Source organism: Halobellus sp. EA9, assembly GCF_051195055.1.
Taxonomy (GTDB): domain Archaea; phylum Halobacteriota; class Halobacteria; order Halobacteriales; family Haloferacaceae; genus Haloquadratum; species Haloquadratum rubicundus.
This window is the reverse complement of sequence record NZ_JBNTJW010000005.1, coordinates 170,385-182,877: the sequence shown is the minus strand read 5'-3', so window position 1 is coordinate 182,877 and position 12,493 is coordinate 170,385. Positions and strand designations below refer to the sequence as shown.

Sequence of the window (12,493 nt, the reverse complement as noted above, 5' to 3'; positions counted from 1 at the left end):
CTGACTACCGCTCGAATCCGCCCGAGCCGCTCGGACCGCCCGGCCCGCGAGGCCCGTCGGTTCCGCGCGGACCCGACGGTCCCGCTCCCGCGATCGTCGTCTGTACGCGCTCGGGTTCGGGTTCGACCTCCTCGCCGTCGACGAAGCGGACGAACGAGAGGTACAGCTCCCGGCCGCACGGCGCCTCCGACGAGGGGTCCTCGACGTCGTCGGCCTCGCTCCGTTCGCCGATCCACCGCAGGCCGTCCGCTCCGTCGCCGCAGACGAGACGAACGCCGTCGGCGGATTCGAAGTCCGCGTCGGGCGCGACGTACTCCCAGCCGACGAGCGGATACGGGGTGACGGACTTGTCCGCGAGGTAGCCCTCGCGTTCCAACTCGAACACCGCTCCGCAGTGGGGACAGTAGTAGCGAACGGGATAGCTCATCGCCGCGGAATCGGGTCTGACCGGACTTAACGGCCCCGGCCGGAACCGGAGCGGTCGCTCCGAGCGTTCGAGTGCGATCGGGACGCCACCCCCGCCGTGCGCTGAGAGCGACCGCGGGGCGTAACGCGGGTGTGCGGCACGCCGTCCCGCGAGCGGCCGTGCCGCCTGTTAGCCTATCGCCGCGGAGAGGCGTCGTCGACGTACCGAAACGCCACGTCGGCCCGCCGCGCCGCCTCTTCGTCCCGCGGCGAGTCGCCGACGAAGACGACGTCGTCGGCGTCGACGCCGAGCCGCCGGATCGTCTCCAGGAGCGGCGCCGGGTCGGGCTTCCGCGCCGGGATGGTGTCTCGGCCCACGACGGCGTCGACGTGCGGCGTGAGTCCGTGGACGTCGAGCGCGGTCCGACATGCGTCCTCGCAGTTCAGCGAGCAGACGCCCTCGGCGTCGAATCCGCCGACGGCGTCGGCGTACGGGAGCCGCTCGGCGTGTATCGCCTCGGCCCGCTCGTGGTCGGCGATCGTGGTTTCGACCTCCTGGGCGAGGTCGGTCCCGTCCGCGCGCTGCAAGAGGTCCCAGAGGTCCGTCCCGGGGACGTCGTGGCCGGCCGACTCGAAGACGGCGGCGACGTCGCGGGTGACCCGGTCCCAGTCGACGGGGAGTCGGACGAGCGTCCCGTCGAGGTCCCAGACCGCGGCGTCGAAGCCGTCGAGCGGACGCCTCGCGTCCGACTGCGTACCGTCCATCATCGGAGTCGATAGGATCGCTACGGGAAAAGGCGCTTCGGAAGCGTCGGCTCGAGGGAGAGCGGTCAGCGATCGGCGTCAGTCGCTCGGCTCCCACTCCCGGACGTAGTCGAGGACGTCCTCGGGCGAGGCGTCGAGGCCGCCGCCCTGGCCGAACGGCGGCCCGCCGCCGCCACCGCCGCCGAACGCGTCGGTCACGTCGTCGACCACGTCGCCGGCGTTGACGCCGCTGTCCGGACCGGCCGCGACCACGACGAACGGGCGCTCGCCGTCGCCGACGGCGACGATCACGCCGTCGTCGTCGACGGCGTCCTTGGCTGCGTCGCCGGCGTCGTTCGGGTCAGCGTCGACGAGGACGCCGAGTCGCCACGTTGCCGCCTTGTCGACGGTCTCGAAGTCAGAGAGCGCGTTCGAGAGCGCCGACTGTTCGAGTTCGCGGACGCGCGCTTCGAGGTCGTCGCGCTCGCTCCGGAGCGACGCGGCCGTCGTGGCGAGTTCGCCTGTGTTCGTTTCGAGTTCGGCCGCCGTCTCGCGGAGCGCGGCGTGCTGTTTCGCCCGGCGGTCGATGCCGTCGGGGCCGACCGCGAACTCGACGCGGGTGAGCCCCTCGCCGGGGTTCGAGCGGTCGAGCACCGTGACCGGCCCGATCTCGCGGGTGTTCGAGACGTGGGTGCCGCCGCAGGCGGCGACGTCCCAGCCGTCGACCTCGACGATCCGGACCGTGTCGGCGCCGGCCATCACGCCCTCTTCGGTCTTGGTGTTGAACGCGACGTCCTCACGAGCGGTGGCTTCCTCTGTCGGGAGTTCGTACCAGCTCACGTCCCGGGATTCCCACACGGCACGGTTCGTGAGCCGTTCGAGTTCGACGAGCGTCTCGTCGTCGATGTCGGTCGTCGTCGTGAAGTCGACGCGGACCTTCTCCTCGGAGATGTCGAAGCCGCCGTAGCCGAGGTCCTCCAGGAGCCGTCGGCCGGCGCCATAGAGCAGGTGACTCGCGGTGTGAGCCCGCATACAGTAGGTCCGGAAGTCGTCGTCGACGACGCCCGTGACCGTCTCGCCGGCCTCGAAGCCCGGGCCCGGTTCCTCGGCGAGCGTGTGCCGCACGACCTCGCCGTCGTCCTGGACGTCCACGACGCGGATTCCGTCGATCGTTCCGGTATCGGCCGGCTGGCCCCCGCTCTCGGCGTAGAAGTACGTCTGATCGAGCGTCACCGTCCGGTCGTCGGCGTCGACGTCGACGACCTCGGCGGTGAACTCACGGACCTCCGGCTCCGCCGGTGCGCGCGTGTTCATACACCCGCTCAGGCGTGGCGCCGACAAAAATGGTGGCAGTTCCGATCGGCTGATCGGTTACTCGTCGACCAGGTCGACGTCCAGCCGTTCTTCGAGCGCCCGGATCAGCGAGCCGCCGACGCCGGCCCGCGTCGCGCGGCCCTGCTCGACCGCGACCACGTCCTCTTCCGCGACGTCGAGTTCGGCCGCCAGTTCCTCCGTCGTGAGCCCCGCCTCCTGTCGGGCGGTCTCGGTGCGCTCGCCGTACCCGGTCACGAGGTACGGGAGGCGGTCGCGCTCGTAGTCCGTCCCGGACTCCTCCCAGTGGGAGGAGTCGCCCTTCGCCCGGTCGTACATCCGCGCCTGTCGCTGGGCGGCGCGTTTCTTCCGGGACGGCCCCGAGTCGCCGCCGGCGCCGTTCCCGCTTTCGGTGCCTGCGCCTGCGCCGGTACCCGAGCCGCTCCGTTTCCGAGAGTCGTCGTGCGGAGCGCAGTCCTCGCAGACCAGAAGTTCCGCGCCAGCGACGTTCGCGCGCCGGAGCGAGCCGGTGGCGCGGCCGCAGAGCTCGCAGCTGTCCCCGTCGCCACCGTCCCCGCCGCTACCGGTGGAGTATTTCGGCATAGCCTTCCGTACTGCCTCCACGGTGTAAAGCGTACCCCCCGGACCGCGTGACGGAATCCGCACCCGTGGCTGTCCGGGGTAGCTGCGGTAGAATTGTGCGTGGGTGCTGTGTCCCCGAAGGGATGAGCACCTGCATCGAGTGGCGGGTGTGCCGCCGTGCGATGCGTGGGACCGGATTTGAACCGGCGGACCCCTATGGGACAGCGCCCTCAACGCTGCGCCGTTGGCCTGGCTTGGCTACCCACGCTCGCGGTGTCGTATTACGCACTCAGTGCTTGTCCGGGGTAATTTAAATGAGTTTCCTTTCGACGGCGGAGCGGGCGTGAGTCGGCACTGTTTTTACCGCTCCGTCCGGCATTCTTCGGTATGGAACTCCGCGCGCGAGACCACGTGCCGGGACTCACGGCCGCGCTCACGGTCGTCTCGTTGGCGGCGGTCTTCGGGACCGTTCTCGGAGCCGTTCCGGTGGGGCTTCTCCCGACGGCGCCGTCCGCATTCCTCGATGCGATCCCCCACATCAACGCCGTCTTCAGCACCCTCGCGATCGTGACGATCGTCCTCGGGGTCCGGTTCATCCGCGCCGGCGACGTCGACCGCCACCGCGCGATGATGCTCTCGACGCTCGGGCTCTTCGTCGCCTTTCTCGTCCTGTATCTCTACCGGATCGCGCTTCGGGGCCCGGCCGAATTTCCGGGTCCGGAGACGGTGTACCAGTTCGTCTACCTCCCGATCCTGGCGGTCCACATCCTCCTGGCGATCGTCTGCATCCCGCTCGTGTACTACGTGCTGTTGCTCGCGGTCACGCGGCCCGTCAGCGCCATCTACGACACCGCCCATCGCCGCGTGGGCCGAATCGCCGCCTCGCTGTGGCTGATCTCGTTCTTCCTCGGCGACGTGGTCTACCTGCTCCTGTACGTGGTCTACTGACGCCGGGCGAAGATGTTCGCCGATCCGCCTAACCGATCGGCGGTGCTACCGCCTGTATGGCCCAGACATCGACCACGGATCTCCGACAGCGGCCCGAGACGACCGTCGAGGTGCGCGCGACCGGCCACGTCCGCGACGCCCTCGGGACGCCGAGTATCACCTTCACGTTCGAGGGCGACACGCTACGGGAGTTCGCCGCGGCGTTCTTCGAGGAACACGACGTCCGCGACCTCGTGATCGCCGAGACGGAAGCCGAGTCCGCCACCCGCGGGTGGGCGCCGATCGACGCCGGCGACGTCCCCGGCGACCTCCTGAAGAACCCCGACGGCGAACAGACGCGGGCCTACGCGCGGATCCTGGTGAACGGGCGGTTCAACGAGACGCTCGACGGCTTTGACACCGAACTGGACGACGGCGACCGGGTCGCGCTCGTCAATCCGTTCCTCTTCTGCGTCTGAGACGTCGCTAGCGCCCGGATTCCCCGTCGGCGCCGCTCAGTCGTCGGCCAGCGCGGGGTCGCCGATCACTGGGCGACTCACGTCGCGGTCGGTCTCCTCGCCGTCGATGTCGTAGGGGTACTCGCCGGTGACGCACCCGAGACACAGATCGAGCTTCGACTGCTCCAGCACCTCGGCGATGGCGTCGACCGAGAGGTAGCCCAGGCTGTCGGCGCCGATCTCCTCGGAGATCTCCTCGATCGAGCGGTCGGCGGCGATGAGCTCCTCGCGGGAGGCCATGTCGATCCCCATATAGCACGGCGAGACGATCGGCGGCGCGCCGATCCGGACGTGGACCTCCTCGGCGCCGGCGTCGCGGAGCAGGGAGACGAGCTGGCGCGAGGTCGTCCCGCGGACGATGCTGTCGTCGATGATCGTGACAGAGCGGCCCTCGATCGTGCTCTTTATCGGATTGAGCTTCAGCCGCACGGCGCGCTCGCGCTCGTCCTGGGTCGGCATGATGAACGTCCGGCCGACGTAGCGGTTCTTCATCAGTCCCTCGGCGAACTCGACGGGCTCTTCGTCCTCCCCGCGGGCGGCGCCGTCGGGCGTCGTCTCGTTTGCGGCCTCGGCGTAGCCGGAGGCGAAAGCGCGCCCGGAGTCCGGCACTGGTAGGACCACGTCGGTCTCGACGCCGCACTCGTCCCAGAGCTTCCGACCGAGGCCGCGGCGGGCCTCGTAGACGAGCGTGTCGTCGATGATCGAGTCCGGGCGGGCGAAGTAGACGTGTTCGAAGAAGCAGTGGGCGGTGTTCTCCTGTTCGACCAGTTGGTAGGAGTCGAAGCCGGAGCCGTCGGCTTCGAGCACGACGAGCTCTCCGGGACGGACGTCGCGGACGAGCTCGCCGTCGAGGGTGTCGATCGCGGCCGACTCGGAGGCGACGACGTAGCCGTCGTCGAGTTTGCCGATACAGAGCGGGCGGTTCCCCTGCGGGTCACGGACCGCGAGCACGGTCTCGTCGTGCATAATCGTCAGCGCGTAGGAGCCGTGGATGCGGTCCATCGTCCGCTTGACGGCGCGGACCAGATCGGCCTCGAGGAGGTTCCGCGCGAGGTCGTGGGCGATCACTTCCGTGTCGCCGTCGGAGGTGAACGCGTGGCCCAGTTCGGCGAGTTCGTCGCGGATCTCGTCGGCGTTGACGAGGTTGCCGTTGTGCGAGAGCCCGAGCGAACCCGACTTGAACGAGACGGAGAAGGGCTGGGCGCAGGAGGCGTTGACGCCGCCGGAAGTCGGGTACCGGACGTGGCCGATGCCGGTCTGGCCCGCCAGCGACTCGATGTCGGCCTCGTCGAAGGCGTCGCCGACGAGGCCCATCTCGACGTGGCTGTGCTGCTGGAAGCCGTCGTGAGTGACGATGCCCGCCGACTCCTGGCCCCGGTGCTGGAGGGCGTACAGGGAGTAGTACAGCGGGCGTGCCGCGGCCCGGTCTTCGAGCGCGACGCCGACGACCCCGCACTTCTCGGTCGGCCCCGAGAGGTCAGCCCGGGTCTCCGCCGGGTCGCTCGCTCGTGTGTGCGCCGATCCCGCGTCCGTCGGTCCGCGTCCGGGTGTGGGGTTCGATGGGTCCCGCCCGTCTGACATATCCGATCGTACGGATTCCGGGGGCTAAAAACCCGTCCATATGCCATCTTCTGCCTTTTCTCGGCCGAAAGTATACACGAACGTGACTAAATCGAGCCCCCTGCCGCGGGATGGGGCCGATCAGTCGTCCGCGGGCGCCGTCGCCGTCGGGCCGCGGTCGCCCGCGTCGCCGTCGCCTGTGATCGTCACGTAGAATATGATGAGCATCGAGGCGATGAGCGCGAGCCCCCACAGGAAGCCCGTCGGCATCAGGAAGGTGAGGCCGAACCCCTCGCCGAGCCAGACGATGCCGGGGATCCCCCACTGCCCGGCGATGTAGAGGACCGTCACGGCCGTCCGAAGCTGCCCGGTGACGCCGAGCGCGGGGACGGCAAAGCCTATCACGATCGCCAGGATGGAGAGCACGCCCAGGTGGGCGTGTCCACCGATCATCCACGGCGAAACGGGGTTGCCGCCCGAGAGAATCACGAACTGGTGCAGGCCGACCGCCATCATCGTCGCCAGACCGAGGAATCCGGATGCCTTGAGTGCTTTTGACATATCTCCGCCAAAAAATACTAGATGAATTACATAAATCCGTCCCCGTTTCGTCCGGCGGTTTCGAAACAGAACGCGGCTAGGAGAGGGCCGCGTGGCCGGATCCTCGTTCTCGGTGTCGACGTCTACGAGATAATTCTCGTGAGCAGACGAGCGCTCCGGCTACTCTTCTTCTTCGTCGTCGACGTCCTCGAAGTCGGCGTCGACGTACTCGTCGCCGTCGCCGGACGCGCCGGCGCCGCCCATTCCGCCGGGGCCCGCGCCGCCCGGACCGGCGCCGCCGGGACCTGCGCCCGCGGCACCCGCACCGGCGCCGCCCGCGCCGCCCGCAGCCTGCTGGGCCTCGTACATCTGCTTGCCGATCTCCTGGAGTTCGGAGGTCAGCGCCTCTGTGACCTCTTCGAGTTCCTCCTTCGTGGCGTCCTCGTCTTCGAGGACCTCCTCGACGTCTTCGATCTTCGCCTCGATCGACTCCCGGAGGTCGTCGTCGACGTTCTCCTCGTTCTCTTCGAGCAGGGTCTCCGCGCGCTGGATCGTGCTCTCGGCCTCGTTGCGCGCCTCGATGCGCTCGCGGCGGCGCTCGTCTTCCTCGGCGTGTTCTTCGGCCTCCTGCTGCATCTCCTCGATCTCCTCGTCGGAGAGGCCCGCGCCGCCCTCGATGGTGATCGACTCGGCGTTCCCGGAGCCCTTGTCCTCGGCCTCGACGTTCACGATGCCGTTCTCGTCGATGTTGAACGCGACCTCGATCTGCGGGGTGCCGGCCGGCGCCGGCGGGATGCCCGTGAGCTGGAACTCGCCCAGGAGCTCGTTCTCCTCGGCGATCTCGCGCTCGCCCTGGAAGACCCGGACGTTCACCGAGGTCTGATTGTCGGCCGCGGTCGTGAAGATCTTCGACTCCTCGGTCGGGATCGTGGTGTTCTTCTCGATGAGCCGCTCGAAGAGGCCGCCCTTCACCTCGATCCCGAGCGACAGCGGCGTGACGTCCAGCAGGACGATGTCGTCGACCTCGCCGCCGAGGACGCCGCCCTGGATCGCCGCGCCGAGCGCGACGGCCTCGTCGGGGTTGACGTTCTTCTTCGGCTCCTTGCCGGTCATCTCCTCGACCTTCTCTTGGACCTGCGGCATCCGCGTGGAGCCGCCGACGAGGATCACCTCGTCGATGTCGGACTTGTCGTAGCCGGCGTCCGAGAGCGCCTGCTCTGTCGGGTCGACCGTCCGGTCGAGCAGGTCCGCGGTGAGGGACTCGAACTTCGCGCGGGTGAGCTTCTCTTCGAGGTCGAGCGGGCCCGAGTCCGTTGTCGCGATGAACGGGAGGCTGATCGTGGTCTCCTTCCGGCTGCTGAGTTCGATCTTCGCCTCCTCGGCGGCGTCTTCGAGCCGCTGGAGCGCCTGCCGGTCGTCGCGGAGGTCGATCCCGTGTTCGTCTTCGAACGCGTCGGCGAGGTAGTCGACGATGGCCTCGTCCCAGTCGTCGCCGCCGAGGTCGTTGTCGCCGTTGGTCGCGACGACCTCGTAGACGCCGCCGCCGAGATCGAGAATAGAGACGTCGAAGGTGCCGCCACCGAGGTCGTAGACGAGGACGGTCTGGTCGGACTCGTCGTCGAGGCCGTAGGCCATCGACGCCGCGGTCGGCTCGTTGACGATGCGCTCGACCTCGAAGCCGGCGATCTCGCCGGCGTCCTTCGTGGCCTGGCGCTGGCGGTCGTTGAAGTACGCGGGGACCGTGATGACCGCCTTCTCGACCTCGTCCCCGAGGTACTCCTCGGCGTCGCGCTTGATCTTCTGGAGGATCATCGCCGAGACCTGCTCGGGCGTGTAGTCCTCGCCGTCGAGTTCGACGGTGTAGTCCTCTTCGCCCATATGGCGCTTGATCGACTGCACCGTCTGCTCGGGGTTCTTGACCGCCTGGTTCTTCGCCGGTTTCCCGACGAGACGCTCCCCGTCGTCGAAGGCGACGACGGAGGGCGTCGTCCGCTCGCCCTCGGAGTTCACGATGATCTCCGGGTCGCCCCCTTCCATCACCGCGAACGCGCTGTTCGTGGTACCGAGGTCGATACCGAGGATCTTGTTGCTCGCCATCTTGCCGCCAACTACTGGTCTAAATCGGTTAAAGGTTACTAGACGGTGGTTCACACCGCCACCGATGGGGTCGTCGCTGTCGTGCGGTTTGATCGTGTGAGTCGTTGGCAGGTAGATGGATTTATATCGAAGCGCCGCTCAGCCTTCGTCCGGTCCTCACGAGCGCCAGCGATCGACGGCCGAGCCGACCGTGCCGGCCGACGGCGACGTCCTCACTCGTCGGTGCCGTCGGATCCCTCGAAGGCCGCCGGCCCCGACTCCAGCGCGGCGAGGACGTCCTCCAAGATCTCCTCGCGACCCGACGACGCGAAGAACTCGTGGCCCCCGTCGTACTTTCGGCGGTTCACCGGCGGCACGCGTGCCTCGATCGCGTCGGGATCGACGATCCGGTCGCTCGGCGTGTAGACCACCACGTCCCCGTCGTCGAACGGCCCGAGCCGCGACTGCGCCTCGCGGATCGTCGCGAGGAACGCGGGCGAGATCCCCTGCGGCCCGGCGGCGGCCTCTGCTGCGGACTTCAGATCACCGATGGCGTCGGGGCCGAAGTCGGGGTCGTAGAGCCGTCGCGCCGACGGGATCTTCGTGAAGAGGTCGGTCACGACCCGGTCGAGCCACCCGTCGGTCGCGATCCCCCACCACGGGCTCAGGAAGACGTTGCGGTAGCCGTCGAGGTGTTCGGCGACGAGTCCGCCCGTGCTGTGGCTCAGGACCGCCTCGAAGTCGCGGTCGGCGGTGTACGACGCGACCGGCGCGCGGTACTGCGCCTCGAAGTCCCACCCGTTCGTCGGGATGGTGACCGCGTGGACGCGGTAGCCTGCCTCGACGAGTCGGGTCAGCAGCCACGCGACGTGCTCGTGCTCCGGGCGGTTCCCCCACCCGAGGACGACGAGCAGGTCCTCGTCCCCCGGCCGTCCCCGTCGCGTGACCCGCACGCGGGGCGTCTCGCGCACGGCGGTGAGCGGCGATCTGATCACGTCCACACATCGGCGTCGCGGGCGGAAAAAACCGACCCGTTCGCTCAGTAGATGACGTCCTTCACGTCCGCCGCGCCGGCCCGCCGGACGACGGCGCGGACGACGTCCTGGGCCCCCGCGAGGTTGTCGGAGTCGCCGTCGAGGACGAGCAGTTTCGCCGGCCGCCCGGCCTCGATCAGCCCGCAGTCGAGCCCCGCGATCTCGGCGCCGTTCCGCGTCGCCATCCGGAGGACCTCCCTGGCGGAGACGTCCGCGAGCTTCGCGGTGAACTCCATCTCCCGGAACATCGACGGGGAGTTCAGCATCACGTTGTCGGTGCCGAGCGCGACGGTGGTCCGCTCGGCGAGTTCGCGGACCGGCGGCACCCCCACGCCGGTCACGAGATTGGAGCGGGGACACACCACGACGGGGATCTCGTTGTCCGCCAGCCGCTCGTAGTGGAGGGGTTCGGGGTGGACCATGTGGACGAGGAAGTCGGGATCGAGGTCCAAGGCGGGGTTGACGTCGTGGGGGTCGCGCTCGCCGGCGTGGATGCCGAAGAGCTTTCCCTCCTCGCGAGTGGCGGTCCGCAGGCTGTCGAAGTCGCCGTCGCGCGCGCCCGAGGCGCCGAAGCCGTCCGACTCGCGCATCGCGGCTTCGGTCTCCCGGCCCAGCACGACCGGCTCGATCGGGAGGTCCGCGGCGGCCTCGCGGATGTACTCCACGCCCTCGACGCCCCCCTCGCGGAATTCCACGCAGGCGGCCGTGCCGGTGTCGCCCATCAGCTTGAGCGAGCGCCGCATCGCGCCGACGGTCTCCTCCCGGCTGGCGGCGCGGAGGAGCCGGTGTTTGAGCCCGTCCGGCGGCGCGACGAGTTCGTCCAGGGAGAGCCCCGCGCCGGCCTCCTTGGCGATCGAGTCGCCGATGTGCGTGTGGGCGTTGACGAACGCCGGCAGCACGATGTTCTCCGAATGCACCTCGGCCTCCTCGACCGCCCGGATCTCTCCGTCCTCGACGACGACGCGGCCCTCGATCGGCTCGAACGACGGCCCCGCGAGTATCGTCCCCTCGATGAGCATCGGCTCATCGTCGCCGACCCAGCGGCTTGAAACCCTCGGCAGGGCGGCCCCGGGGGGATCAGTCGGTGAACTCGTCCAGCGTCGCCGTCACGCCGGGGCGGACGTCCGAGACGAGCGCGCCGTCGAGATCGAGCCCGAGCGCCTCGACGGCGGCCCGTCCCGCGCGGTCGGTCTCGGATTCGGGGACGTAGACGCCGAGCCGCCACTGCTGTTTCTGGGCGGTACGGAGCGCCGACACCAGCGGCGACTGCTTGCCCAGCTGCCGCATCTCGCCGCTCACCATCACCCGCGAGGTCGACTCCGTCATCGAGGGGCGCTCGGGGACGTCGAGGACGACCTCCTCGTGGGCGAGCCCCGTCCGCTCGGCGACGGCCCGTTCGAGGTCCCGGAGGGTCTCGACGTCGGCGTCGACGACGTCCTCGGGGACGGCTTCGAGCTCGGCCCAGACCGCGCGCTTGTAGAGGTCGCGAGTGAAGAGCCGGCGGGCCACTTCGCTCGTTTCGGGGGTGGCCCGCAGCGCGGCGAGCAGGTCGTGGTCGTCCATCCGGCGGAGCTGCTGGGCCGAGATGTCGGGCTGGTCGAGCAGCCGCTCTGCGCCCCGGCGGAGCATCGCCTTCGAGATCCGAGCGACGTGGTGTTGATAGACGGTCGGGTTCATCAGCGCCCGCGCGAGCAGGAGCGACTCAGCGGTCTGGACGTTCCCCTCCGCGAGCACCAGCTCCCCGTCGACGAAGGTGAGCTCGCGGATCAGCCGCTCGTGGTCGATCGTGCCGTAGGGGACGCCCGTGTGGTGGGCGTCGCGGACGAGGTAGTCCATCCGGTCGACGTCGAGTTCGCCGGAGACCAACTGCCCGTACTGGCCCTCGCCGGCGACGAGCCCCGCGATGCGCTCGGGGTCGAGGTCGTGGTCGCGGAGGGTCTCGCCGACCTCGCCCTGCGCGAGGAGTTCCCCGACGTCGTCGTGGTACTTCCCGGTGTGTCGGTGGGTCACCTCCTCGACGTTGTGGCTGTACGGCCCGTGGCCGACGTCGTGGAGGAGCGCCGCCGCGCGGATGCGCTCGCCCTGGACGCCGCCGATGCCGAGGTGGTCGAGCGCGCGGTCGGCCAGGTGGTACACGCCCAGGGAGTGTTCGAACCGCGTGTGGTTCGCCGAGGGGTAGACCAACTGCACCGTGCCCAGTTGCTTGATGTGTCGGAGCCGCTGGACCGGCTCGGTGTCGAGGAGGGCTTCGGCAACGCCCTCGACCTCGATGTGGTCGTGGACGCTGTCTTTGATCGTCGCCATACGTCGGCTAGCGCCGGATCCTACAAAAAGCGTCGCCCGACCCGGAGCCCGGAGCACCCGCCGGACCGGCGAGCGTCAGTCAGGCGCGTCGCTCCCGCCGTCCGATTCCGGCGGCTGAAACGCTTCGGCGACCGCGTGCAGCGTCCGGCCGGCGAACGCGACGACACCGAGGATTCCCGCGGCGGCCAAGAGCGGCTGGGAACTGTCCCCCGCGGGCAGGCGGGACGCGAGGCTCAACAGCGCGAGGAGGATGGCGAACAGGAGGGCGTCTCGGGACCACATACCCGACGACTCCGCTTCTCCGACCGAAAAGCCGTCGGTCCGCCGGAACGCGCGTCAGGGGAGGCGACTATCGAGCGCATATTTTCGACCCTACGAAGTCCGTCGATCCGTCGACGTTTTAGCCGAATTTAGCCGGATTTGAATTTCGCCGCGGATCAAATCCGAATTGACGGTCTCCTCTGTTGAAGTACTTCCCCGTCCAAGGGGTAA

13 protein-coding genes and 1 tRNA gene are annotated in these 12,493 nt (G+C 69.1%); 2 read left to right on the top strand and 12 right to left on the bottom strand.

Annotated features, from left to right (window positions below; all coding sequences use genetic code 11):
- Positions 1-4: 4 nt before the first annotated feature.
- The 5 genes from ACQUQ0_RS08405 to ACQUQ0_RS08385 form a co-directional block, all read right to left on the bottom strand.
- On the bottom strand, positions 5-427 hold the full coding sequence (locus ACQUQ0_RS08405) for a hypothetical protein (RefSeq protein WP_435184510.1): 423 nt from the start codon (positions 425-427) through the stop codon (positions 5-7).
- A 173-nt stretch (positions 428-600) separates the two neighbouring features.
- Complete coding sequence (locus tag ACQUQ0_RS08400) at positions 601-1,173, bottom strand: HAD family hydrolase (protein WP_435184509.1); 573 nt, start codon at positions 1,171-1,173, stop codon at positions 601-603.
- 75 nt (positions 1,174-1,248) lie between these two features.
- On the bottom strand, positions 1,249-2,463 hold the full coding sequence (locus tag ACQUQ0_RS08395) for an alanyl-tRNA editing protein (RefSeq protein WP_435184508.1): 1,215 nt from the start codon (positions 2,461-2,463) through the stop codon (positions 1,249-1,251).
- A gap of 57 nt (positions 2,464-2,520) precedes the next feature.
- Complete coding sequence (locus ACQUQ0_RS08390; RefSeq protein WP_435184506.1) at positions 2,521-3,063, bottom strand: helix-turn-helix domain-containing protein; 543 nt, start codon at positions 3,061-3,063, stop codon at positions 2,521-2,523.
- A gap of 162 nt (positions 3,064-3,225) precedes the next feature.
- A tRNA-Leu gene (locus ACQUQ0_RS08385) sits at positions 3,226-3,310 on the bottom strand.
- Positions 3,311-3,429: 119 nt separating this feature from the next.
- Here ACQUQ0_RS08385 and ACQUQ0_RS08380 point away from each other — a divergent pair.
- Both ACQUQ0_RS08380 and ACQUQ0_RS08375 read left to right on the top strand, forming a co-directional pair.
- Positions 3,430-3,990, top strand: coding sequence for a DUF420 domain-containing protein (locus tag ACQUQ0_RS08380; RefSeq protein WP_435184505.1), 561 nt, complete (start codon positions 3,430-3,432; stop codon positions 3,988-3,990).
- 56 nt (positions 3,991-4,046) lie between these two features.
- A complete protein-coding gene (locus ACQUQ0_RS08375) occupies positions 4,047-4,448 on the top strand; it encodes a MoaD/ThiS family protein (RefSeq protein ID WP_372389772.1) in 402 nt (133 codons plus the stop codon).
- Between the two features lie 36 nt (positions 4,449-4,484).
- Here ACQUQ0_RS08375 and purF read toward each other — a convergent pair whose 3' ends face one another.
- The 7 genes from purF to ACQUQ0_RS08340 all read right to left on the bottom strand — a co-directional run bounded on the left by purF (position 4,485) and on the right by ACQUQ0_RS08340 (position 12,283).
- A complete protein-coding gene (gene purF / locus ACQUQ0_RS08370; RefSeq protein ID WP_435184504.1) occupies positions 4,485-6,068 on the bottom strand; it encodes an amidophosphoribosyltransferase in 1,584 nt (527 codons plus the stop codon).
- A gap of 120 nt (positions 6,069-6,188) precedes the next feature.
- Positions 6,189-6,608 carry a hypothetical protein gene (locus tag ACQUQ0_RS08365; RefSeq protein WP_435184503.1) on the bottom strand — a complete coding sequence of 140 codons (420 nt, stop codon included), beginning with the start codon at positions 6,606-6,608 and terminating at the stop codon, positions 6,189-6,191.
- Between the two features lie 159 nt (positions 6,609-6,767).
- Positions 6,768-8,684 carry a molecular chaperone DnaK gene (dnaK, locus tag ACQUQ0_RS08360; protein ID WP_435184502.1) on the bottom strand — a complete coding sequence of 639 codons (1,917 nt, stop codon included), beginning with the start codon at positions 8,682-8,684 and terminating at the stop codon, positions 6,768-6,770.
- A 212-nt stretch (positions 8,685-8,896) separates the two neighbouring features.
- Entirely contained in the window at positions 8,897-9,616 is a 720-nt protein-coding gene (locus tag ACQUQ0_RS08355) for an alpha/beta fold hydrolase (RefSeq protein ID WP_435184605.1), read from the bottom strand.
- Positions 9,617-9,702: 86 nt separating this feature from the next.
- On the bottom strand, positions 9,703-10,716 hold the full coding sequence (locus tag ACQUQ0_RS08350) for an amidohydrolase family protein (protein ID WP_435184501.1): 1,014 nt from the start codon (positions 10,714-10,716) through the stop codon (positions 9,703-9,705).
- 58 nt (positions 10,717-10,774) lie between these two features.
- A complete protein-coding gene (locus tag ACQUQ0_RS08345) occupies positions 10,775-12,001 on the bottom strand; it encodes an HD domain-containing protein (RefSeq protein ID WP_435184500.1) in 1,227 nt (408 codons plus the stop codon).
- A gap of 75 nt (positions 12,002-12,076) precedes the next feature.
- Entirely contained in the window at positions 12,077-12,283 is a 207-nt protein-coding gene (locus ACQUQ0_RS08340) for a hypothetical protein (protein ID WP_435184499.1), read from the bottom strand.
- Between the last annotated feature and the right edge of the window lie 210 nt (positions 12,284-12,493).